This is a genomic window from Vibrio azureus, from assembly GCF_002849855.1.
Classification (GTDB): Bacteria; Pseudomonadota; Gammaproteobacteria; order Enterobacterales; family Vibrionaceae; genus Vibrio; species Vibrio azureus.
Window position 1 is genome coordinate 473,959 of record NZ_CP018616.1, and the last position, 24,265, is coordinate 498,223.

Sequence of the window (24,265 nt, forward strand, 5' to 3'; positions counted from 1 at the left end):
TTCCAGTTGATGTTGACGCACAACCCGCCAAACCAAGATGAATCCATCATGACTGGTAATGGGGCTGCGTCTTGTCCTTATGTGCATTACTCGCCACTGGCTGAGGTAGCCAGTTTTGATTCCTTTCCGTCTCTCACTGAAAAATATTGCGAGAAAAACATTCCTTGGTGTTATCGCTTTCTTTTTTATCACTTAGTAGTGGTTTATCTTGGTAGGCTTGGGATAACACAGGTTATAACCACTGTAGACAGTGTAATAAAAGTTACAAAAACAGCGGTTTGTGTAACTATCCTACAATCTAGAGTGCGGTTTATGCAATCAAAAGTCGCTTTATTTGATGAATTTATTTTGTCTAAATATGCACGATTAGATTAACAAATACGCAACATTACGATATTTGGTTCGTTTATTATGCGGTTTTATTGATTTGAAATCATTCTTGGTTGGTTTTTATTGATTAAAATAATGATTTTTACTCAGTATGTTTTGTAATTTAATTACATTTTTGGCGTTGTGCTTTGAGCGTGTAGCTAAAACGTTGCATGTTAATTAAGACGTGCTTGACCATGCCTCCACTGAGCTGCTGAGAGAACTGACTTATCGATGGGTTGAAATAAGGTTAAATCGTGCAACTACACCAATTAGTGAACACAATAGGACAAGATCTTCAACGTCGTTATGGTGAAAAAGTCCATAAGCTGACTTTACATGGCGGGTTTAGTTGCCCCAATCGTGATGGCACGATTGGACGAGGTGGATGCACCTTTTGCAATGTTGCTTCCTTTGCCAATGAAAGTGAACGTAATAAAAGTATTCATGAACAATTGCAAGATCGCGCCGCAGAGATTCAGCGAGCAAAGAAATATTTGGCTTATTTTCAAGCCTACACAAGCACCTATGCCGAAGTGCAAGTACTTAAATCGATGTATGAAGAAGCATTAAAAGCGGCGGATATTGTTGGTCTTTGTGTGGGGACTCGTCCCGATTGCGTGCCTGATTCCGTTTTGGAATTACTCTCTGACTATGTGAATCAAGGCTACGAAATTTGGTTGGAACTGGGGTTACAAACTGCGAATGATACAACTCTCAAGCATATCAATCGGGGTCATAATTTTGCATGCTATGCCGAGATTGCCAAACGCGCTCGCGATTTAGGTATTAAAGTGTGCACTCACTTGATCGTTGGCTTACCGAAAGAAACTCGTGATGACAACCTTGAAACGCTGTGTAAAGTGCTCGAAGTCGGTACTGACGGTATCAAGCTTCACGGCCTACACATTGTTGAAGGCAGTATCATGGCAAAAGCTTGGCGTGCTGGAAAGTTAGAAGCGCCTGAGCTTGAAGAGTATGTGGCGATCGCCAGTCAAATGATCCGCATGACCCCAAAAGAGGTGATTTACCATCGTGTTTCCTCTGCGGCGCGTCGCCCAACCTTGCTATCACCACTGTGGTGTGAGAACCGCTGGCTCGCGATGACCGAAATTAGTCGCGCATTGGAGCGAGATGGAGGGCAGGGATCTTTAACCGATGAACCTTTTGCGGTTTATTCATAATCCTTTGTGACGTTCAACTCTAAGTTGAGGGTGGAGAGTTTCAACCGACTCATCAAACACGTTAAACTGCACTCTACCTTAAGTGATCTGTTTTGCTTCTAGTTTTTATTGTTCTATGGAGTCTTAAATGAAGCCGATTAAAAACCTTGCGCAGTACTATGTCGATCTGTTAGTGAAGCTGGGCATTGTTCGTTTCTCCATTTTGCTGGCTTTGGCGCTAGTCGCACTGGCGGTTGTCGTGCAAGTCGGGATTACGTTGGCATTGAATGGTATTGTCAATGACACCGATATCGTTCGTTCTGTTTTTTTTGGGTTATTAATCACTCCTTGGGCGGTGTATTTTTTGTCTGTGGTGGTTGATCAATTAGAGGAATCACGGCAACGGCTGACAAAGTTAGTCTCCAAGCTCAAAGACATGCGCTCTCGTGATCATGAATTGAATATCCAACTGCAGCACAATATTGAAAAGCTCAACCAAGAGATTGAAGAGCGCATAAAAGCAGAGGGAGGGCGCGAAGAAGCGATGCAAGACTTGGAAAATGAAGTCTACCAGCGCGAGCGTACTCAACTTGAGTTGGCTGAACGAACTGCTTTATTGCGCTCTTTTATCGATGCATCTCCTGATCTGATTTATTACCGAAATGCGCAAGGGATCTTCTCTGGATGTAACCGAGCAATGGAAGAATTAACCGGCAAAAAGGAAAGTCAATTAGTCGGTTTGAGCCCATGGGATGTCTATAGCAAGGAGGTTGCAGAGCCAATCGTCAACACCGACCAAAAAGTCTTTGTTGATAATCAAGCCATCACCTATGAGCAGTGGTTAGAATATCCGGATGGGCGTAAGCACTACTTTGAATTGCGTAAAGTCCCATTTTATAGCAAAGATGGCCGCCATCTCGGCTTGGTTGGATTTGGTCGTGATATCACTGAGCGTAAACGACATGAAGAGTCATTGGAAAAAGCCAGCCGCGATAAAACAACCTTTATTTCAACCATCAGTCATGAACTCCGAACACCACTTAATGGCATCGTTGGCTTGAGCCGCATGTTACTCGATGGCTCTCTGACGCCAGAACAACGTAAATACATGCAAACCATCAATGTGAGTGCTATCACTCTAGGCCATATCTTTAACGACATTATTGATATGGATAAATTCGATCGACGTAAACTTGAATTGCTACCAGCTCCTCTGAACTTTGAAGATTTTGTTGCAGAAATAGAGAGCATCTCGGCATTAATGGCGGAACAAAAGGGACTTCGGTTCGATTTAGAACGGTTAAGTGATCTTCCTCAATCAATTGAGGTCGATGCAACCCGTCTGCGTCAGGTGATTTGGAACCTAACCAGTAATGCGATGAAATTCACCAAAGAAGGCGGGGTAGTGATGACCGTCAGTGCTGATGTTGAGCAGGGCGATGAAAACCAAGATTTTGCCAATATCGTTATTGAAATTGAAGATACGGGGATTGGCATTCCTGAAAGCGAAATAGATAAAATATTTGCGATGTATTACCAAGTTAAATCAGGTAAAGATAATCTTCATGCTGTCGGTACAGGTATTGGTCTTGCGGTGTCTAAACAATTGATCAATATGATGGATGGTGACATCACAGTAAGCAGTGAAGAAGGTTTTGGCAGTACCTTCACTGTGTCTCTTCGAGTGCCTATTATCCATGTGGTTGAACAAAGTAATGAGGTTAAGCAACAATCCATCCATTTAAATATTTTTATGGTTGAAGATATTGAATTGAATGTAACCGTTGCGAAATCACTATTAGAAAGCCTAGGCCATTCCGTCACGGTTGCGATGACTGGCGAAGAAGCATTAACTGAATTTGTGCCTGAACAATATGATCTCGTATTATTGGATATTCAGTTACCCGATATGACGGGCTTTGATGTCGCCAAACAGTATCGGGAGCGTTATGATGGTTTGCCTCCTTTAGTTGCATTGACTGCAAATGTAATGAGAGATCGTCAGGAGTATCTCGATAATGGTATGGATGACGTTCTCAGTAAGCCGCTGGCAGTTCAAGCGATACAGGCGGTGATTAAGAAGTTTTTTCTAGATACCAGCAGCTTAGAGAGCAGTGAACAGGGTGTTTTCTCTGTGAAGCACTTGCAACCCCCTCATCAGGATGACCTTCCTTCTCCTCAATTAATTGGCACCCATTTGCTCGATCTTGACATGTTAGAGTCTTACATTGAGATAGTAGGTGTCGGGCCAGTTTTTGAAAACATCAAAATGTTTGAAAGCATGATGCCAGATTATTTGGCGGTTTTGGACTCAAATATGATTGCAAAAGATCAGCAAGGTATCGCTTCTGAAGCGCATAAGATTAAGGGAGCAGCGGGCTCTATCGGTCTAAAGCACATCCAAAATATCGCTCAGTATGCGCAATCACCAGACATGCCAGCGTGGTGGGAGAACATCTCTGATTGGGTAGAAGAAATTAAGAACGAATATCAGAATGATATCCAAGTGCTCAAAACTTGGTTGAAGCAAAAGGCGTAAGATGAGCGAAGGGCGAATGACGATTTGGCTATGGAAAGGATTGATGATCGCCCTTCTCGCTGGGTGTCACTCTTTCCCGGCTTTGAATTGGTCTCGAGAAAGCCAAATAACGCTCAATAACATCCGGATCGAATTAGACAGTCATCTATGGATCAATTTCTTGCCAATAGCGGAAGCAGAACAGCATAAGCACCTACATGGAGCCCTCTATTTAAATGCAAATCATCCTTTACCTGCCGATTTTATGGTGGAGGCTGTGATCATTAAGCAAGGTGGTGTGGAGTGGACGCTAGCACAACCTGAGATTGAACTTAGGGTTCACGACGAAAACTACTGGGAAGTGGTGTTCGTTACACAAATCGATGCCAATACGAATAAGCGGTTTGAGGTGGCGTTACTACTGCAAGAATCAGGCAAAAAAGCTTGGGTAGTAGAAAGAGAGATTAAAGTGGAACAAGTATACTAGGTCGAGAAATGACATTAAGTCGATAAAGTATACTGAAGGACTGGTTACTTTAATATAAAACAAAGGCTTACAATGGTTGCAAGCCCTATCGTTTTGATTCACGAAAGTGATTGGAAAACTGGATTACTCTTCCAGTTCACCACAGAAGCGGTAGCCTTCTCCGTGGATCGTCGCAATGATTTCCGGAGTACCTGAAACCGACTCGAAATGCTTACGGATACGACGAATCGTAACATCAACAGTTCGGTCATGCGGTTTAAGCTCACGTCCAGTCATTTTCTTCAATAGATCAGCACGGGTTTGGATCTTGCCCGGGTTTTCGCAGAAATGCAGCAGTGCACGGAACTCCGAGCGTGGTAGTTTGTAGCTCTCTCCTGTTGGATTGATAAGAGATCGGCTGTTGATATCGAGCACCCAACCATTGAACTCATATTTTTCTACCAAGCGCTTTTCTTCTTGAACGGCATGGTTGTTCATAGAACGGCTAAGTAAATTACGAGCACGAATAGTTAATTCGCGAGGGTTGAAAGGTTTGGTAATGTAATCATCCGCACCAATCTCAAGGCCTAAAATCTTATCAACCTCATTGTCGCGGCCAGTTAGGAACATCAGGGCAATGTTCGCTTGCTCACGAAGTTCACGCGCTAGAAGAAGGCCATTCTTACCAGGTAGGTTAATGTCCATAATGACCAAATTAACGGCATTGTTTGACAATACCTGGTGCATCTCTTCACCGTCGCTGGCTTCAAAAACAGCATATCCCTCTGCTTCAAAAATACTCTTAAGAGTGTTACGAGTTACTTGCTCATCTTCTACGATAAGAATCTGCGGGGTTTGCATTGGCGGTACCTAAATTTGTGACAATATTATGCTAAGAGAATAAATTCTAGGCAAAAATATAGCATATGGGGGACAAGTTTTTGATAATTATTACGTGTCTTCAAAAACGTTACCCAGCTATCCGCCCTCCATGGAGTTTTGCCAACTTACCAGAATCCTCTGATAGGTCTATTCTGTAGGAGTGCCTTCTGATCTTTCTCGCCTTAAAAGGCAACAGACGTACAGCCCTAAAATATGAGGTAGATTTTATATTGTTAACAGCATGCTAACAATGGTCAAATGTTAATTTTATGCAGTTTATTGATTTGTATCAATTGAACAAATGTAACCATCGTTACGTGTTTGAGAGCAAAAATGAAGAAAAGTAAACGGCTTTCAACTCTACTTTATGGTGTTTTATCTGAGTTATTCCAAGTTGTTAAGTGTTTTGTGTTGTGAAGATAGAGTCGATTGGAAAAGGCATGGATTCACCCGATTTGAGTAGAACTTTCAAGGAGGCAGTATGAAAGATATCACCCCCGATATTTGTGACCAGTTCGAAGATCAGGTCACATTATTGGATTTGCCACTGCAAAACTTTGGTCAGCGATGTGCTTTCTGGGGAGAGATTATCACTGTTCGTTGTTATCACGACAACTCTAAAGTGAGAGAAGTTTTGCAGCAAAATGGACAGGGTAAAGTTCTGATCATCGATGGACATGGATCTTGTCACAAAGCATTGCTCGGTGATCAATTGGCGATGCTGGCGGTGAATAACGGCTGGGAGGGCATCATTGTCTACGGAGCCGTGCGTGACGTCGCCCAGATATCACAAATGGATATTGGCATTCAAGCGATGGGAAGCTGTCCGTTTAAAACACAAAAGCGGGGTATGGGGGAGGTTAATATTAGTTTGACGATGCATAACCAGATCGTTCAACCCAAGCATTATGTTTATGCAGACTGGAATGGCGTCTTAATTGCTAAGCAAGCGTTAAAGGTGACACTTTCAAGCTAAAATTTGATGTTTAAAAACGAAATCCAAGCCCAACTTCAATTCCTTGTTGCTGCTGTTGGTAATCCAGCCTTGCGTGAATATCTAAGTGTTCTGAGAGTTTTACTCGGCTAGATAATTCTGCGGCAAGGCTGTTTTCATCTTTTGGGTTTTCAATGGTTTCGCCGCTATATGTTCGTAAAGAACTATTAAGAGTAATACGTTCATTAAAGTGATAACGAACGCCACTTAGCAGCCCACTTTGGTTATTGGTTGATGAATTATTGAGACGTGCTCCGATGTAGAGATCAACAGAGTCGATCACTTCATAAGCGTAACCACTATCGATACTCCATACATCAAAATTATCGTTAAGCTGATTGTCTCCTGAAATAAAAAGCTTGTGTGGAGAAGCTGATGCTGACTGGGGTGATAAGGGGGGTAACACATTTGCAGTGCCAGCGAATGGAAGCATACCAAGTATTAACAAAGCCCATTTTTTCATCTTTACCATTCCTTGGTTGACTTGGATCCTTACTGCATTTTCAGGTGACTGATTTTATGTGGCAGGTTGAACTTATTTAGGGGTATTAAATATTAAAGCATAAAACGGCTCATTGAGTCGGTGATTCTGTTAGGTAGAGGCACAGTTTTTTGTTATTCATGTCAGAAATACGCCTAAGATCGTTTGGGATCCTTATATTTCCAAGAGATACCGATTCGTCGATAAACTTCAATTATTTGAGTTCATTTGGCTATAGACATTCAGAAAAGAGACATTTTTTGTTGACTCTGTGTTAGAAACTCGGTAAACGTAGATAAAACAAAGACAGAACAGTGCATAAGCAGACTCAAAAATGAACACTCATAATACCGCCCTAATGACGACCACCATTATTACCGACACAACCGATGTTGGGGCAGGCTGCTGAGCGAAAGAAATTCACAAAAAAGGCCTGTATCCCACAAGATACAGGCCTTTTTTTATGCTTTTAAGAATATAAAATTCAACAAATTTAAGAAGATATACCGGAGGAAGGGATGCGAGTATTAAAGTTTGGCGGTTCATCATTAGCGGATGCCGATCGCTTTTTAAGAGCGGCAGATATCATTGCGAATAACGCTCAACAAGAAGAAATTGCTGTGGTTCTATCGGCACCAGGTAAAACGACAAATAAGCTTGTTGCTGTGATTGAAAGTGCACTTCGCAGTGGCGATGCAGAATTGCAGATTAAAGAGTTAGAGGCCTCGTTCAACACATTGCTGAAAGATATTCAAAAAGTCATCCCAAATATAGACAGTTCAGCATTTGATGAGCAAGTTACCTCTTCACTGTCTCAATTGCGCCAGTTTGTTCATGGCATTAACCTGCTGGGTATGTGTCCAAACAATGTTAATGCTCGAATCATTAGCAAAGGCGAGCGTATCTCGATTCAGTTGATGAAGGCGGTACTGGAAGCAAAAAATCAGCGAGCGTACCTGATCGACCCTGTGAAATATTTGTTCGCTAAAGGCGACCATTTGGAAGCTATGGTTGATGTTGACGCATCAACGCACAACTTCTTGCAATCGCCTCTGCCTCAAGATCATGTCAGTATTATGCCGGGTTTTACCGCTGGTAATGAGAAAGGAGAATTGGTCACTCTTGGGCGTAATGGTTCGGATTATTCAGCAGCGGTGCTTGCCGCTTGCTTGCGTGCAGATTGTTGCGAAATTTGGACGGATGTGGATGGGGTTTATAACTGTGATCCTCGTTTAGTGGAAGATGCCCGTTTACTGAAGTCTTTGAGCTATCAGGAAGCGATGGAACTGTCGTATTTTGGCGCATCAGTTTTACATCCCAAAACGATAGCACCTATCGCTCAGTTCCATATACCTTGTTTGATCAAAAACAGTTTCAATCCACAAGGCGAAGGCACGTTAATCGGCCAAGATAATGGTGGAGATAACCTTGAGATCAAAGGGATCACTACGCTTAATAATTTAACAATGGTTAACGTATCGGGCCCTGGTATGAAAGGTATGGTTGGCATGGCAAGCCGAGTCTTTGGTGCGATGTCATCTGCAGGCGTTTCCATCGTTTTGATCACTCAGTCTTCTTCAGAGTACAGCATCAGCTTCTGTATCGAAGCTCAAGACAAAATAAAGGCGCAGCAGACCCTATCTGATGCATTCGAACTTGAGCTAAAAGACGGTCTTTTAGAACCCGTTGATTTTATCGATAACGTGTCTATCGTCACCTTAGTTGGCGATGGAATGCGGACCTCTCGTGGTGTGGCTTCACGCTTTTTCTCTTCGCTTGCTGAGGTGAATGTTAACATTGTTGCTATTGCACAGGGCTCATCGGAGCGCGCTATTTCAGCCGTAATCCCCGAAGATAAAATTTCAGAAGCCATCAAGGCATGTCACGAAAATTTATTCAACTCGAAGCATTTTCTTGATGTGTTTGTTGTCGGTGTCGGTGGTGTCGGTGGTGAATTGGTCGATCAAATTGAACGTCAGCAAGCCAAGTTGGCAGAGAAAGGCATCGTCATTCGAGTATGTGGCTTAGCCAACAGTAAAGGCCTACTCCTTGATAGTGAAGGTTTACCATTAGAACATTGGCGTGATCGTATGTCGGCCTCTACGGAAGAATTTAGCTTGGCTCGTTTGACTTCTTTGGTGCAACGTAACCATATTATCAACCCTGTTCTGGTCGATTGTACTTCAAGTGAAGCGATTGCGAGTCAATATGCAGACTTTCTTGCAGCAGGCTTCCATGTGGTTACTCCCAACAAAAAAGCAAATACAGCAAGCATGGCTTACTATCACCAACTTCGTGATGTTGCACGTAGTTCACGCCGTAAGTTGATGTATGAGACGACTGTGGGCGCAGGTTTACCGGTTATTGAAAACCTACAAAACCTTATTTCAGCAGGCGACGAACTGGAGCGCTTTAGTGGCATTCTTTCTGGCTCACTTTCTTATATCTTTGGTAAATTAGATGAAGGCATGAGTCTTAGTGAGGCGACAAATATTGCTAAGCAAAATGGCTTTACTGAGCCTGATCCTCGGGATGATCTTTCAGGTATGGATGTCGCACGTAAATTGCTTATCCTTGCCCGTGAATCGGGTATGTCGCTTGAACTAGAAGATGTGGTTGTTGAGGCTGCGCTACCACCAGGCTTTGATGCTTCAGGAAGTGTTGAGCAGTTCATGGCTCGTTTACCGGAAGCGGATGATTACTTTAAAGCACTCTCTACTCAAGCAGCAGAAGAGGGCAAAGTCCTGCGTTATGTCGGTGAAATCATGGATGGTAAATGTGCGGTACGTATGACTGCAGTGGATGAAAATGATCCCATGTTTAAGATAAAAGACGGTGAAAATGCCCTGGCATTCTACAGTCGTTACTACCAGCCAATTCCGTTGGTTCTTCGTGGATATGGTGCAGGTACAGAAGTAACGGCGGCTGGTGTTTTCTCTGATGTAATGCGAACTTTAGGTTGGAAACTAGGGGTATAAACGACAATGAGCGCAGGTGATATGGATGTGGTGGTTTATGCACCAGCATCAATTGGTAATGTAAGCGTTGGTTTTGATGTATTAGGAGCGGCAGTTTCTCCCATTGATGGCTCTTTATTGGGAGATAGGGTACGTGTGAAAGCAGGCAGTGAGTCTTTCCGGTTAAACACTGCAGGCAAATTTGTTGATAAGCTACCCAAGGAACCAAAAGAAAATATTGTCTATGATTGCTGGCTGGTGTTTGCACGTGAGCTGAAAAAAAAGGGTGTGGAACTCAAGCCGCTAGAAATGACACTAGAAAAAAACATGCCGATTGGTTCTGGCTTGGGCTCGAGTGCATGTTCTATCGTGGCTGCTCTTGATGCACTGAATCGCTTTCATGGACAAGTGTTAAGTGAAACGGAACTATTAGCACTAATGGGAGAGATGGAAGGTAAGATCTCTGGCGGTGTTCACTATGATAATGTGGCGCCTTGCTATCTCGGCGGTGTGCAATTAATCCTCGAAGAGTTGGGTGTGATAAGTCAAGAAGTCCCCGGCTTTGATGATTGGTACTGGGTGATGGCGTATCCAGGTATTAAGGTCTCAACCGCGGAGGCTCGTGAGATCCTTCCGGCACAATATCGTCGACAAGATATCATTGCGCATGGTCGTCACCTTGCAGGCTTTATTCATGCGTGTCATTCTGGCCAACCAGAGCTCGCTGCCAAAATGATTAAAGACGTGATCGCAGAACCTTATCGTGAGAAATTATTGCCAGGTTTTGCCGACGCTCGTCAATATGCCACCTCTGCAGGTGCCCTTGCTACTGGGATCTCTGGTAGTGGTCCGACGTTGTTTAGTATCTGTAAAGAAAAAGACGTTGCTGAGCGAGTGGCTCGCTGGTTAGAGCAGAATTATGTACAAAATGAACAAGGATTCGTCCATGTTTGTCGTCTAGATAAACAAGGATCAAAAGTAACAGGAAGTGAGCTATGAAGCTTTACAATATAAAAGAAAATGATGAACAAGTTTCCTTTGGCCAAGCCGTTCGCCAAGGGTTAGGTCGTAACCAAGGTCTATTTTTTCCTGCGGAATTACCTGTATTTGAAGATATTGATGCATTACTTGCAGAAGACTTTGTTTCTCGCAGTACCAAGATTTTGTCAGCATTGATTGGTGATGAGTTGGCACAAGAACAGGTGAATGCTCTCGTTGACGCCGCATTCCAATTTCCGGCTCCCATTCGTCCGGTGAAAGAAGGCATTTATGCACTAGAGCTATTCCACGGGCCAACCCTTGCGTTTAAAGACTTTGGTGGCCGCTTTATGGCGCAATCCCTTGCGGCTGTTTCGGACGGTGGCAAAATCACAATTCTGACAGCGACGTCTGGGGACACTGGTGCTGCTGTTGCTCATGCTTTTTACGGCATGGAAGACATCAATGTTGTGATTCTTTATCCAAAAGGCAAAATCAGTCCACTGCAAGAGAAGCTGTTCTGTACATTAGGCAAGAACATTCACACGGTGGCGATTAACGGTGACTTTGATGCTTGTCAGGCACTGGTTAAACAGGCTTTTGATGATGGCGCACTGCGTGAAGAGATCGGCCTAAACTCGGCCAACTCAATCAATATTAGCCGCTTAATGGCACAGATCTGCTACTACTTTGAAGCCGCCGCGCAAATGAGTAAACAACAACGTGAAAATTTAGTGGTTTCGGTTCCAAGTGGTAACTTTGGTAATTTAACCGCAGGCCTTCTGGCAAAAGCATTGGGCTTGCCCATTAAGCGCTTTATTGCTGCTACGAATGCTAATGACACTGTGCCACGTTACTTAGAAACCGGTCAATGGGAGCCAAAACCAACCGTCGCGACGACTTCTAATGCTATGGATGTCAGTCAGCCCAATAACTGGCCTCGAATCGAAGAGCTGTGTCGAGTGAAAGAGTGGGGCTTAGAGACGCTAGGTAAAGGTGCTGTTTCAGATCAGCAAAGTGCTCAGTCAGTGAAAGATTTGTATGCATTGGGCTATCTATGTGAACCACATGGTGCGATAGCATACCGTGTACTAGAAGAGCAATTGCAAGAGGGTGAAACAGGCTTATTCTTGTGTACAGCGCATCCGGCGAAATTCAAAGAAGTGGTGGATGATATTCTGCAAACGGACATCGAACTTCCAGCTCCACTTGCGAAACATGCTGCGATGGAATTGCTATCTGAAAATCTAGATGCAGATTTTCAAGCACTGAAATCAGTGTTACGTCGAGTGCAATAGCCATAGCCAGTTAACGGTGTGCGTTTATAGTTGCTTAACTGCCAGCTGGGTGGTTTAACTGTCCGCTGCGTGACTTAACTGCTCGCTGAATGAGACAGCAACAAACTTCGCTGATAAATGAAAGTTAAAGTGAAAATGAAAACGGGAGTCTCTACTTTTCTTTTTCATGTGAACCATGATAAAAAACGGCGCTTACACAGCGCCGTTTATGGTATTTAAGTCTCTGTTAAGGTGACTCAAATCATCTAACTTATAAAGACTCAGTAAAAGTACGAGCAATTACGTCACGTTGTTGCTCTGGAGTGAGCGAGTTAAAACGTACAGCGTAGCCAGAAACACGAATAGTCAACTGAGGGTAGTTTTCAGGGTGTGCAACAGCATCTTCTAGTGTTTCACGCTTAAGAACGTTGACGTTCAAGTGTTGTCCACCTTCAATACGAGGCGCTGTTTCAATGGCGACTTCGCGGCTTTCGTATTCACCTAGGTCACTGATAGTGATTACTTGCTCGTTTTCATAGCCTGTTGCTCCAGCTACACAACGCGCTTCGTTCTTTTCGTTGTCAATTAGCCAGATCGAGTTTAATAGATTGTCATTCGCTGCTTTTGTAATTTGAATACCTTGGATCATCACTCTCTCCTAGATCATCTAATGGTCGTTGTTGATGTTCATTTTGAACCGTTGCTGAGCGGCTTATTATATAGTCAATATCCCTAGTCTTTATGTTGATTTAGATCAAGCAATAACCAAACAGTATACTTTTGAACAGGAGAATTTATTGCTTCAAATCAAAAGACTGTCAAAGAGTCGCAAGGGTATGAACATTGTCCTAAATATATGCGTGTCGATATATGTTCGATAAAACGGTATATACCCAAGTGACCTCAAGATGCTTGATTCAGAGCGAGGTCACTGAGTCGAATTCAAGGAAGACAACGAAGCGGAATAGCAGGCTCTTTCTTATTTTTGTAAGAAGAACGGTTGTCTGACGCAAGAAGTCGGCTCAGTGACACGCTCCCAAAGGGCGAGCGGCCTTAACTCTCAGGCTTTGTTAACGATTCTCAATGTAGAACGACTATATCTTCGAATCGTTGCCTCGCCTGAAAGTTAAGGTCATCTCGCTGAACACAGCATCTTGAGGTTACTTGGGTATAATTGCGTCACTATTTACTGCACAAGCATCTTTGAGTGCGCTCTCTTTAATTACCCTGCAATCTTTATTCAACTCATGAAACGCCAAAATGAAAAACAAGTTTGGAAATAAATTTATTGGAGTCCATGTTTCCGCTGCTGGTGGTGTGGATCAAGCGCCACTTCGGGCTCATGCGATTGGTGCCAATGCTTTCGCTCTTTTTACAAAGAATCAGCGACAGTGGGTGGCAAAACCTTTAGAAGAGAAAATCATTAAAACTTTTAAAGAAAACTGCCATAGATTGGGGTTTTGTGCTGAGCATATTCTTCCTCATGATTCTTATTTGATCAACTTAGGCGCTCCGGATGAGGAAAAATTACAAAAGTCGCGTTTGGCGTTTATTGATGAAATGCAACGTTGTCATCAACTGGGCCTAAAGCTATTGAATTTTCATCCGGGCAGCCACTTAAAACAAATCTCTGAACAGCAATGTTTGACGACAATTGCACACTCAATAAATCTTGCTCATCAAGCGGTACCTGATGTGATTGCAGTGATTGAGAATACAGCTGGTCAAGGAAGTAATTTAGGTTGGAAGTTTGAACATCTGGCTGACATTATTGCTCAAGTTGAAGATAAAACTCGTGTTGGCGTATGTCTTGATACTTGCCATACTTTCAGTGCGGGCTACGACCTGCGTACGAAGGAAGATTGTGAACGGACGTTTGCAGAGTTTGATCATGTTGTAGGAATGAATTACCTCAAAGCAATGCATATTAATGACTCAAAAGTCGCGCTTGCAAGCCGAGTTGACCGCCATGAGTCACTAGGTAAAGGACAAATTGGTTGGGCATGCTTTGAATATATTGCTAAAGACCCCCGTTTCGATGGTATTCCTTTGATTTTAGAGACCATTGAACCTGAACTATGGCAACATGAAATCAATATGTTACGCAACTTTCATTTAGAAGCAGTCCCAGCATAAATGAAATAGAGCCGTTTCTTATACCCAAGCTTCTTGAGGTCACTTGGGTATATACTATTTTTTATACAGGATAACTTATGGCTCAATATCATTACTCCCCATCACTTTATCTAAGCCAAAGCGTGCGACGCTTCCCGATCCCCAACCGTCACATTTCTGGTCAGGGCCATTTTCGAACACCACAACGATATTAGAGTTTGCCTGAGCTCAGTGATGGAGGAGCGATAATAGTGAATCATCCTCTCTGTGGTTTTGACGCTGTTATTGGGGTGAATTGAAAATCGTTTTAGCGTGAAAGTGGGTCACTATCTTAAGGTAAGTTTTTGTTTGTTTGATTATTGATCGTTAGAATGAAGGCAAATCTTACTTTTAGGAATGCAGCATGCTTGAGTCCACAACTTGGCACGACGTGATTGGCCATGAAAAACAACAACCGTATTTTGTTGACACCATAAACTTCGTTGAAGCAGAGCGAAAAGCGGGTAAAGTGGTGTTCCCTCCAGCAAAAGATATCTTTAATGCTTTTCGGCTGACAGAATTTAACGATGTCAAAGTCGTGATCTTAGGACAAGATCCCTATCATGGGCCTGATCAGGCTCACGGCTTATGCTTCTCTGTACTTCCGGGGATAAAAACACCCCCTTCATTAGTAAATATGTACAAAGAGTTAGCACAAGATATTGAGGGTTTTCAGATTCCAGCTCATGGATTTTTACAACATTGGGCTGAGCAAGGAGTGCTATTGTTAAATACTGTGTTAACCGTTGAGCAAGGAAAAGCACACTCACATTCGAAAACGGGTTGGGAAACATTTACAGATCGTGTCATTGCAGCGATTAATCTGCATCAGCAAGGAGTTGTGTTCTTGTTATGGGGCGCACATGCTCAAAAGAAAGGTCAGTTTATTGATCGAACTCGGCATCATGTGTTGACGGCGCCACATCCTTCACCATTATCTGCCCATCGTGGCTTTTTTGGCTGTCAGCATTTTTCTCAGACTAATCAACTGCTGGCTCAACAAGGTAAAACCGAGATAAATTGGCACCTTCCAATGACGCCATAAATACTTCTATACCCAAGTGATATGCTCTCCAAAGGTCGTGTCGTTGAACACGGCATTTTGAAGTTACTTGGGTATATCGAGTCACACTGATTCTTACAGCTTGATATCTTCTAGAGTGATGTCATAGCAAGCATCGAGCTCTTGCAGTTCTTTGAGTAAACTACGTCGGTCGTTCATTGCTTCGATTTCTCGCCATTTACGTTTGACTGGTTTTGCCCGCACTTTTGGTGTTAATGGGATATCAAGATTGAAGATGTTGTCGAGTTGAAAGCCTTCCATAAGCCACCTATACCCTAATTTAGTTGAAGTCCTTTATCGCATGTTAAGTACCATACTCAGGAGAATCATAGCTATGATGTATTTCTCATTTGTGTCGGAAATATGACACTTTTATGCATATTATCCAATAGGTATCACGTTCTGTATGATGATGTTGAATTAAAAATAACCGAACGGGCTCACAAAAACGATTAAATGGTATTATCGACAATGTTAATGAGGTGGTGCGCTTTTTGCTGAGTTTTGAAGAGTGACCTTACCTGCCATGAATGAGCATGATAAGGGGCTAATCGTCGACTGAAAAAGTATCGATGACGTGAGGTGATCCCTTGTCATCACTCGGTTTGTTATTGATTTATGATTGAACACCTTGATAGTAATAATCACGAATAAATGTCTCAACCTAACAGGTGGTATGTTGCAAGAAGTACCACTTAATGTTGTTGTTCATGTTAACTTTTAGTGATGTTATAGTGAAAAACAACCCAAATATGCAGAATTTTGCATATTGATTTTTACTTGTCGAGGCTGCATTATCCGCCAGTCAAAAATACGCTGGTACGTAAGATGGATGCATGAAGCGACATTTACGATTCTAGATTGCCCTATAAACATTATTCATAAGCTAATACACTTTGACAGTTAGCAAGCAATCTAGTGGATGGCATGGAAGCAAAGACCAGCGCCAATCTTTGAGGAACACATGACAGACTTAATCAATTTGATGAACGACCTCCTTTGGGGCTCGATTCTGGTTTATCTCCTTGTAGGTGTAGGAATATATTTCACGGTACGTTTGGGTTTCATCCAGTTCCGTCATTTTGGCCACATGTTCTCGGTACTTAAAAACAGCCGTAAAGCAGACAAAGCTGGTATTTCTTCTTTTCAAGCACTTTGTACTAGTCTTGCTGCTCGCGTAGGAACAGGAAATATGGCTGGGGTTGCGGTTGCTTTGACTGCAGGCGGCCCTGGTGCTGTATTCTGGATGTGGTTGATCGCTATGCTTGGTATGGCTACCTCTTTTGCAGAAAGTACTCTTGCACAGTTATACAAAACCAAAGATGATGATGGCAACTACCGTGGTGGTCCAGCTTATTACATGGAAAAAGGATTAGGAATGCGCTGGATGGGCATCCTGTTCTCTATCTTCCTAATCATTGCTTTCGGGCTAGTATTTAACGCGGTACAAGCGAACTCTATTGCCAACGCGATGCATAATGCATTTGGTTGGGATTCACTTTATGTTGGTATTGCGGTTGTTGCATTGTCTTCTATTGTGATTTTTGGTGGCATTAAGCGTATTGCTAAAGTAGCAGAGTTGGTTGTACCAGTGATGGCTTTGGCTTATCTTGCTCTTGCTATGTTCATCATGCTGTCTAACCTAGAAAAGTTGCCAGATGTACTGATGCTTATCTTCAAGAGCGCGTTTGGTCTGCAAGAAGCGGCAGCGGGTGGTCTAGGCTATGCGATTGCACAAGCTATGATCAATGGTATCAAACGTGGTCTTTTCTCTAATGAAGCGGGTATGGGTTCTGCACCGAACGCAGCAGCTTCTGCTACGCCTTACCCACCGCATCCAGCATCGCAGGGTTACGTACAAATGCTTGGTGTTTTCATGGATACAATCGTTATTTGTTCTGCGACGGTTGCTATTATCCTGATGTCTGGTGAATACGTTGGGCAGGCTACAGAAGTGACGGGTATTGAATTGACTCAACGTGCATTAAGCTCTCAGGTTGGTGATTGGGGTGGTATTTTCGTTGCGATAGCCATCTTCTTCTTTGCATTTACCTCGATCATTGCCAATTATTCTTATGCTGAGACAAACCTTATTTTCTTAGAGCATAACCATAAAGCAGGTTTAGGCATTTTCCGTATTGTTGTTCTAGGTATGGTTATGTTCGGTGCACTTGCTTCTTTACCGGTTGTCTGGTCTCTTGCGGATGTCTCGATGGGCTTAATGGCGATAGTAAACTTAGTCGCGATTCTGTTATTGTCTGGTATCGTGATTAAACTGGCGAAAGACTACAATCGTCAGCTCAGTGAAGGTAAGGTACCAACTTTTGATGCCAATGATTTTCCTGAGTTGAAATCTCAGCTAGAAGAAGGCATTTGGGACAACACTAAAAAAGAACAGTAGTTGATTCAGATTCAATAGACTCTAGTCATCGTTGAAAGCTATCAACACAATTTAAAAAGCCATGCAGACAATGCATGGCTTTTTTTGTACTCTAATGGAAAATAAAATTAGGGAAGTGAAAGTCATGCTTATCGTAGTTTCTCCGGCAAAAACACTTGATTACGAAACACCGCTTGTGACTGAGAAGTTTACTCAGCCAGATCTAATCAATTATTCAAAAGCACTGATCAAAGTGTGTCGCGAATTGACGCCTGCCGATGTGGCCGCATTAATGAAAGTCAGTGATAAGATCGCTGACTTGAACGTAGGGCGCTTTCAGGAGTGGAGTGAGACTTTCACTACTGAAAACTCACGTCAAGCGATTCTGGCTTTTAAAGGTGATGTGTATACAGGTTTAGAAGCGGAAACCCTTTCTGATACTGATTTTGACTATGCACAAGATCATCTGCGCATGTTGTCAGGCCTTTATGGTTTACTTAAACCGCTTGATCTTATGCAGCCTTACCGTCTTGAAATGGGTACAAAACTGGCCAACGACAAAGGCAGTAACCTGTATCAGTTTTGGGGTAATGTGATCACTGATAAACTTAATGAAGCGATTGCAGCTCAAGGTGACAATGTGTTGATTAATCTTGCTTCGAATGAATATTTTAAAGCGGTAAAAGTAAAGAATTTAGATGCGCAAGTGATCACACCGATCTTTAAAGATTGTAAAAACGGTCAGTACAAGGTTATCAGTTTTTATGCGAAAAAAGCACGTGGCATGATGGCACGCTACATCATAGAAAATCGTATTGAAAGTGTTGCAGACCTGACCAAATTTGATACGGCGGGTTACTATTTTGTAGAAGAAGAGTCTACTCCTACAGATTTAGTTTTCAAGCGTGAAGAGCAGAGCTGATGATTCGCCAAGCTGCATAAATCAAACTAAGCCGGGGTTATCTCCGGTTTTTATGCCGGTTAATTTGAAGATCGAGAAAAACTACCTATCTATCAGCTGTAATCAATTTATATAAAAAAGAGCCGCTCCAGCGGCTCTTTTGGTAGAAATCAGAGAAAGTTACTTTTTCTTAATCACTTTCTTTTTGGTCGTTTTCTTTTTGTCGTCTTTTTTCTTTTTCTTCTTAAACACTGGCTTTTTGTGTTTAGGACGCATTTCTTTGACAAACCTTTCTTTGATATCTTCTTTTACGTAGCGGGCAACACGATCGAGCATAGGTTGATCGTGTGCTTCTACAATTGAGATGGCATTGCCTTTTTTACCCGCACGTGCGGTACGGCCAATACGGTGAAGATAAACGTCAGCAGTACGTGGCATATCGTAGTTGATAACGTGGGAGACATTCGGTAAGTCGATGCCACGTGCAGCAACGTCTGTTGCAAGTAGAACATTAACGGTACCTTCACGAAAACGAGCAATGGCATTGTTACGACGGTCTTGCGGCATTTCGCCTTGAATCCAAGAACATGGGATCTGAGCACTTTCAAGTTGAGCTCGAAGCTCAGCTAAGCGCTCACGAGTCTTCAAAAAGACAATAGTACGTTCAGCTTGCTGAGTAATAATGTGTTTCAGTAGTTCAAGCTTATGCTCGGCGTTATCTGCTCGGTGATACCACTGTGCAATCTTTTTACGCTCACGTAATGGTGATTTTGCATCGATTTCCGCAGGCTCGTTGAGCAGGTCTGCTGTGAAGCCTTCTACCCCTTTGCCTTCTAAAGTGGCTGAGAAAAGTAATGTTTGCTTACGCCAACGACATTCAGATGAAAGGCGATCCACCGTTGGAGCAAAGCCCATGTCGAGCATGCGATCGGCTTCATCAAGAATTAGCCACTCAATGGCACGACAATCAAAGCGCTCTGCATCGATGTATTCACGGAGACGACCTGGCGTTGCGACGACGATATCTTGCGTGGTGGCAAGGATGTCAGCATGTTCTTGATACTGGACACCACCAGTAATGGTAAAAATATTCAGCTTGGTATTTTTGGCCAGTGCGCGTGCTTGATCTGCAATTTGCATCGCGAGTTCACGTGTTGGTGTTAAGATCAGAATTCTTGCAGGTCCAGGCTTTCTGCGTGGAAAATCTTGTAAATATTGTAGAGCAGGCAGAACGAAAGCGGCGGTCTTACCGGTTCCTGTTGGTGCGGATGCCAAAATATCACGCCCATCTAATGCTTGTGGAATTGCTTCCGCTTGAATTTTAGTAGGGCGTTCGTAGCCCATTTCTTCAATGGCTTCAAGTAGGTTTTGGTCTAGATCAAGTTCAGCAAAGGTTCTGATCACAATGAGTTCTCCACAAGCAAAGCTTGGTTAATAGGTTCGCAAAAGCAGCATAGAATATAAAATGGTTGAGCATTATAAAGTGATTGGTGATAAGGATCACATCTTATTTCACATCTTCAGATAAAACTCGTGGGTTAACTGGATAAAGTCTGCACTGTAGCCTGTCTCTGTTTGGATAATGAGTTGTGTATCGTGAGTGTCACAAGCGTGTTTGGTTAATTCAATTAATAAACGATGAACTGGCTTTTTGGTTGAAGGTTGCACGCGACAAAGGCGTGACAAATGCCATCCTTGAGCACGAGCCATGTCAATAAACTGGTTGCCTTCGGTTACAGGCAGGACAAAATTTGCTTTTCCATCATCTGATAAGAGCTGATAGCAACGATGGAGCAGGTGACTGTGAGGAAGCGTCTCAGTATGGCGAGCAATGGCACGTTGGATTCGTTGAGCGGATTGCCCGGTATTGAAGTAGGGTGGGTTACAAATGATTGTTGAGAAACGATGTTTGGGCTCAAAACTCAAGACATCCCTATGAAGAATCGTAATGCGCTCTGTCCAAAGTGAATGAGAGCAGTTTAATCTGGCAGCGTCAATGGCAATGGGTTCGATATCCAAAGCGGTGATGTGACTTTCTGGAAAGCGCTGTGCACACATTAAAGCCAGTAAACCTGTCCCTGTCCCAATATCGAGTATATGACTGTTATCGGCACACTGTACCCATGCACCAAGCATGACGCCATCGGTACTGACTGGCATACCGCTGTTTCCTGCTTGAATAGTAAATTGTTTAAAACTGAAGCTTTTGTTTTTATGCGCTGGTTTCTTCATGATTATTTTATATTTCACCGATAATGTAGTTCATTACTCTGATGTTAATTTATTGTGTGGATATTTGTGTTATTGGTTGCTAAATTGTATGTGGTTTTGGTTAGTATAAAGAACTAGACTGTTTTTTATTTGCAGTGAAATTCACTGCTTTGTTGTTCTGAATGTAAATTAATATGGTGTTTTTTTCTTAAAGGTTGCCAAATGATGAGCGTTTAGTCATTATTCGGCATTACTTATAGATTGAGCTACGTCGTATCCATTTACTTTTGGTATACAAAAAGTGGTCGATGCATACACAACATTCATTAAATTAGATAAAGGGTTATCTGTGAAGCAGACGTTAAAACTAACAGATATTATCGCAGTCGGCTTTATGCTGTTTGCGTTCTTTTTGGGAGCAGGCAATATCATTTTTCCGCCGCTAGCAGGTCAGCTAGCAGGAGAAAACTTGTTGCCTGCCATGTCAGGTTTCTTATTAACAGCGGTAGGTCTTCCTCTTATTACCATCGTTGCTATTGCTGTTGCTGGTGGAACGTGGGATCACTTAACTAAAGATTTACCTCAGAAAGTCTCAGTATTGATGGCAGCATTGATCTTCGTCATCATTGGCCCTGCATTTGCTGCGCCTCGTACTGCTCTTGTTGCCTATGAAACGGCTGTTAGCCCTTTCTTTTCTGGTGCTGACCAAGCCCACCTTACGGCATTTTCAATCTTGTTCTTTGTTGTTGCCATGCTGTTTGCTTGGTTCCAAGGGCGTATGATTGACCTTATTGGTAAGATCCTAACGCCTGTGTTGTGCATCAGTTTAATTTCTTTATCGATTGCTGTCTTGATCGACCCTCAGGGACAACTTATGCCTGCGCATGGTGAGTATCTAACGCAACCGTTGACTAAGGGTTTCCTTGAAGGTTACAACACCATGGATACCTTTGCATCTTTGATGTTTGGTATGCTCATGGTTGATGCACTTCGTAGCAAAGGTATTACAGAGCGTCGCGCAACGACAAAATACTTAATCTTAGCGGGTTGTATCGCTGCTGCTGGTCTCGCTTTTGTTTATATCTCACTCTTCTACCTTGGAGCAACGAGCTCAACGATTGCCGCAGGAGCGGATGGCGGAAGTGCCATTCTGAGCCTATATGTCCAAGCTTTGTTTGGTTCATACGGTCAAATCGTACTTTCTGTAATTGTATTATTGGCGTGTTTAACAACTGCGATTGGTTTAGTGTCGGCATGTTCAGACTTCTTTAGTTCTAAAACGTCTATCTCTTACAAACAATGGGTGATCATTAATGGTTCATTGTGCGCACTCGTCGCGAATGTAGGCCTTGCTCAACTGATTGCGCTTTCTGTACCAGTACTCTTTGCTCTTTATCCTGTTGCGATTGCATTAGTTGCGTTGACTTTCCTGCGTAGTAAATTGCCAAACCCTGAAATGGCATACCGCTGTGTACTATTGGTCTCTTTCTTATTCGCTCTGATTGATGCGGCTAAGGTTGCAGGCTTTAATATGTCTAAACTTGATATGATTCCGTTATCGAGTTATGGCATGGGCTGGGTGCTGCCTACGTTCGTTGCAATCATCGCTATGTTCTTTGTTGCTAAGCCATCTGAAGATAGGTTGAAGAAAGTTGACCCATCTGAAGTAAGGTTAAAGAAAAAGTGGACAAAGAATTCTAAAGTCGCTGAATAGTTGAATAATAGAAAAGCCCGAAGTGAAGACTTCGGGCTTTTTAGTGTTGGGTGGGGAGCTACTTGATGACCTTGCTATAGCGTGTCGTGGAACTCAACTAAGACCTGCTCACACCATTGCTCAATTCTTTCGTCACTCAGCTCATATTGAGAGTCTTCATCTAAAGCTAACCCTACGAACTGTTTACCGTCTTCAGTGAGCGCTTTAGATGCCTCAAATTGATAGCCTTGATTCGGCCAGTAGCCAATAAACTTAGCGCCTGTTATTTTCAGCTCATCATGCAAGAGGCCCATGGCATCTAAGTACCATTCGCCATAACCCTCTTGGTCACCAAGACCAAATAGTGCGACGACTTTGTTTTTTAACGGTGTGGTGGCGATATCTTGCCAAATCTCATTCCAATCTTCTTGAATCTCGCCAAAATCCCAAGTGGAAATGCCGAGTAGAAGCAGGTCGTAGTCCGCCATCAGCGATAAAGAAGTTTCCTTCACATTGTGAATATCGACGAGATCGGCGCCAATGATATTGCGAATTTTCTCGGCCGCCATTTCGGTATAGCAAGTGGTGGAGCCGTAAAAGAGTCCAATTTTCATTTATTCATCACTTTCATATTGCTGTTATGGTCGATTCTACCCATAAATTGGAGAAAGTTGCAGCGTATATATGAATTGGAGTGATTTTTTATGGTATTGCCTCGGTTGGTGCCTTAATCTCACACGATACGTGAAGCCAAGTGATGTTATCGATTAGAGACATGATTTGGGTCTGTTGAATAGTTAAACGGATAAGGAAAGATGTATGACTTCACAGCCTGTGGTCAATCAACAAGATTTAGCCATTATTGAACGGTTCTTAGATTCGGTGTGGATGGAGCGTGGCTTATCTGAAAATACCATGGCATCTTACCGAAACGACACCGTAAAATTACTTATTTGGATGGAAGAGAACAATTATCGACTCGACTTCATTAGCTTATCAGGTCTACAAGAATTTCAAAATTACCTGATGGATAATGATTATAAACAAACATCACGAGCGAGGATGATGTCGGCGATTCGAAGTCTTTTCCAATACTTACACCGTGAAAAAATGCGTGTAGACGATCCCAGTGCATTGCTCGTCAACCCTAAGTTACCCAAGCGATTACCCAAAGATATCTCAGAAGAGGATGTGGAAGCTTTGCTCAATGCGCCAGATCCAAATGATGCAATTGAACTGCGTGATAAAGCGATGTTGGAGCTGCTCTATGCGACAGGACTTCGTGTTACGGAATTGGTCAGTTTGACGATGGAAAACATCAGCTTGCGTCAAGGCGTGGTGAGGATTATTGGTAAAGGTGGCAAAGAGCGACTAGTACCTATGGGCGAGAATGCCATTGATTGGGTTGAACAATTTATGCAGCAGGGGCGACCAACACTGTTAGGTGAGACGACCTCAGACGTTGTTTTTCCTAGTAAGCGCGCCAGACAAATGACACGGCAAACATTTTGGCACCGTATTAAGTACTATGCTGTTATAGCGGGCATCGATACGGATAATCTGTCTCCACATGTTTTACGTCATGCTTTTGCGACGCATTTATTGAACTATGGGGCCGATCTAAGAGTCGTACAGATGTTGTTAGGACATAGTGACTTATCGACAACACAAATTTATACTCATGTAGCGACTGAGCGACTCAAGCAGATCCACAGTCAGCATCACCCAAGAGCATAATGATGACCGCTGCCTCAGTAGCCCATTTACAATAACAACTT

The 24,265-nt window shown here is 42.9% G+C and carries 21 protein-coding genes and 1 other annotated feature; of the genes, 14 read left to right on the top strand and 7 right to left on the bottom strand.

Annotation, left to right across the window (positions count from 1 at the left end):
- Positions 1-48 precede the first annotated feature (48 nt).
- The 4 genes from BS333_RS21985 (at position 49) to BS333_RS02300 (ending at position 4,537) form a co-directional block, all read left to right on the top strand.
- A complete protein-coding gene (locus tag BS333_RS21985) occupies positions 49-375 on the top strand; it encodes a hypothetical protein (RefSeq protein ID WP_021709915.1) in 327 nt (108 codons plus the stop codon).
- 251 nt (positions 376-626) lie between these two features.
- The gene (gene mnmL, locus BS333_RS02290; RefSeq protein ID WP_021709916.1) at positions 627-1,553 is read left to right on the top strand and encodes a tRNA modification radical SAM protein MnmL/YtqA; all 927 of its coding nucleotides are present in this window, start codon (positions 627-629) and stop codon (positions 1,551-1,553) included.
- Between the two features lie 127 nt (positions 1,554-1,680).
- Positions 1,681-4,071 (top strand): aerobic respiration two-component sensor histidine kinase ArcB, encoded by a 2,391-nt coding sequence (arcB, locus tag BS333_RS02295; RefSeq protein ID WP_021709917.1) that lies wholly within the window; start codon positions 1,681-1,683, stop codon positions 4,069-4,071.
- A gap of 16 nt (positions 4,072-4,087) precedes the next feature.
- Positions 4,088-4,537 carry a hypothetical protein gene (locus BS333_RS02300; RefSeq protein WP_033003800.1) on the top strand — a complete coding sequence of 150 codons (450 nt, stop codon included), beginning with the start codon at positions 4,088-4,090 and terminating at the stop codon, positions 4,535-4,537.
- 123 nt (positions 4,538-4,660) lie between these two features.
- Here the strand turns inward: BS333_RS02300 and arcA are convergent, their stop codons facing one another.
- Positions 4,661-5,377, bottom strand: a complete 717-nt coding sequence (gene arcA, locus BS333_RS02305; protein ID WP_021709919.1) for a two-component system response regulator ArcA — start codon at positions 5,375-5,377, stop codon at positions 4,661-4,663.
- Between the two features lie 502 nt (positions 5,378-5,879).
- On the opposite strand from arcA, the gene BS333_RS02315 reads away from it, so the two are divergent.
- Entirely contained in the window at positions 5,880-6,374 is a 495-nt protein-coding gene (locus BS333_RS02315; protein ID WP_021709920.1) for a putative 4-hydroxy-4-methyl-2-oxoglutarate aldolase, read from the top strand.
- 10 nt (positions 6,375-6,384) lie between these two features.
- On the opposite strand, the gene BS333_RS02320 is transcribed toward BS333_RS02315, so the two are convergent.
- Complete coding sequence (locus BS333_RS02320) at positions 6,385-6,855, bottom strand: hypothetical protein (RefSeq protein ID WP_021709921.1); 471 nt, start codon at positions 6,853-6,855, stop codon at positions 6,385-6,387.
- A 365-nt stretch (positions 6,856-7,220) separates the two neighbouring features.
- Positions 7,221-7,337: a sequence feature (Thr leader region), on the top strand.
- Between the two features lie 54 nt (positions 7,338-7,391).
- On the opposite strand from BS333_RS02320, the gene thrA reads away from it, so the two are divergent.
- The 3 genes from thrA to thrC are packed head-to-tail and all read left to right on the top strand — an operon-like array spanning position 7,392 to position 12,106.
- The gene (gene thrA / locus BS333_RS02325; protein ID WP_021709922.1) at positions 7,392-9,851 is read left to right on the top strand and encodes a bifunctional aspartate kinase/homoserine dehydrogenase I; all 2,460 of its coding nucleotides are present in this window, start codon (positions 7,392-7,394) and stop codon (positions 9,849-9,851) included.
- A 21-nt stretch (positions 9,852-9,872) separates the two neighbouring features.
- Complete coding sequence (gene thrB, locus BS333_RS02330) at positions 9,873-10,829, top strand: homoserine kinase (protein WP_033003801.1); 957 nt, start codon at positions 9,873-9,875, stop codon at positions 10,827-10,829.
- Positions 10,826-12,106 carry a threonine synthase gene (gene thrC, locus BS333_RS02335; RefSeq protein WP_021709924.1) on the top strand — a complete coding sequence of 427 codons (1,281 nt, stop codon included), beginning with the start codon at positions 10,826-10,828 and terminating at the stop codon, positions 12,104-12,106. The genes thrB and thrC overlap by 4 nt, the downstream gene beginning before the upstream one ends.
- A gap of 250 nt (positions 12,107-12,356) precedes the next feature.
- Here thrC and grcA read toward each other — a convergent pair whose 3' ends face one another.
- Positions 12,357-12,734 (bottom strand): autonomous glycyl radical cofactor GrcA, encoded by a 378-nt coding sequence (gene grcA / locus BS333_RS02340; protein ID WP_021709925.1) that lies wholly within the window; start codon positions 12,732-12,734, stop codon positions 12,357-12,359.
- A 611-nt stretch (positions 12,735-13,345) separates the two neighbouring features.
- Here grcA and nfo point away from each other — a divergent pair.
- Together nfo and ung are read left to right on the top strand one after the other, a co-directional pair.
- Positions 13,346-14,221 carry a deoxyribonuclease IV gene (nfo, locus tag BS333_RS02345; protein ID WP_021710226.1) on the top strand — a complete coding sequence of 292 codons (876 nt, stop codon included), beginning with the start codon at positions 13,346-13,348 and terminating at the stop codon, positions 14,219-14,221.
- Between the two features lie 382 nt (positions 14,222-14,603).
- Positions 14,604-15,284, top strand: coding sequence for a uracil-DNA glycosylase (gene ung / locus BS333_RS02350; protein WP_021710227.1), 681 nt, complete (start codon positions 14,604-14,606; stop codon positions 15,282-15,284).
- Positions 15,285-15,377: 93 nt separating this feature from the next.
- On the opposite strand, the gene BS333_RS02355 is transcribed toward ung, so the two are convergent.
- Complete coding sequence (locus tag BS333_RS02355; protein ID WP_021710228.1) at positions 15,378-15,563, bottom strand: DUF3545 family protein; 186 nt, start codon at positions 15,561-15,563, stop codon at positions 15,378-15,380.
- A gap of 703 nt (positions 15,564-16,266) precedes the next feature.
- Here BS333_RS02355 and BS333_RS02360 point away from each other — a divergent pair.
- Together BS333_RS02360 and yaaA are read left to right on the top strand one after the other, a co-directional pair.
- Complete coding sequence (locus BS333_RS02360) at positions 16,267-17,703, top strand: alanine/glycine:cation symporter family protein (protein WP_021710229.1); 1,437 nt, start codon at positions 16,267-16,269, stop codon at positions 17,701-17,703.
- Positions 17,704-17,827: 124 nt separating this feature from the next.
- Entirely contained in the window at positions 17,828-18,604 is a 777-nt protein-coding gene (gene yaaA / locus BS333_RS02365; protein WP_021710230.1) for a peroxide stress protein YaaA, read from the top strand.
- A 159-nt stretch (positions 18,605-18,763) separates the two neighbouring features.
- On the opposite strand, the gene srmB is transcribed toward yaaA, so the two are convergent.
- Complete coding sequence (gene srmB, locus BS333_RS02370; RefSeq protein WP_021710231.1) at positions 18,764-19,987, bottom strand: ATP-dependent RNA helicase SrmB; 1,224 nt, start codon at positions 19,985-19,987, stop codon at positions 18,764-18,766.
- A 108-nt stretch (positions 19,988-20,095) separates the two neighbouring features.
- Complete coding sequence (locus tag BS333_RS02375; protein ID WP_033003943.1) at positions 20,096-20,815, bottom strand: tRNA1(Val) (adenine(37)-N6)-methyltransferase; 720 nt, start codon at positions 20,813-20,815, stop codon at positions 20,096-20,098.
- 328 nt (positions 20,816-21,143) lie between these two features.
- Here BS333_RS02375 and brnQ point away from each other — a divergent pair, with 328 nt between their 5' ends.
- Positions 21,144-22,508, top strand: coding sequence for a branched-chain amino acid transport system II carrier protein (brnQ, locus tag BS333_RS02380; RefSeq protein WP_021710233.1), 1,365 nt, complete (start codon positions 21,144-21,146; stop codon positions 22,506-22,508).
- A 74-nt stretch (positions 22,509-22,582) separates the two neighbouring features.
- Here brnQ and fldB read toward each other — a convergent pair whose 3' ends face one another.
- A complete protein-coding gene (gene fldB / locus BS333_RS02385; RefSeq protein ID WP_021710234.1) occupies positions 22,583-23,101 on the bottom strand; it encodes a flavodoxin FldB in 519 nt (172 codons plus the stop codon).
- Positions 23,102-23,306: 205 nt separating this feature from the next.
- Here fldB and xerD point away from each other — a divergent pair, with 205 nt between their 5' ends.
- Complete coding sequence (gene xerD / locus BS333_RS02390; RefSeq protein WP_021710235.1) at positions 23,307-24,224, top strand: site-specific tyrosine recombinase XerD; 918 nt, start codon at positions 23,307-23,309, stop codon at positions 24,222-24,224.
- Positions 24,225-24,265: the final 41 nt, after the last annotated feature.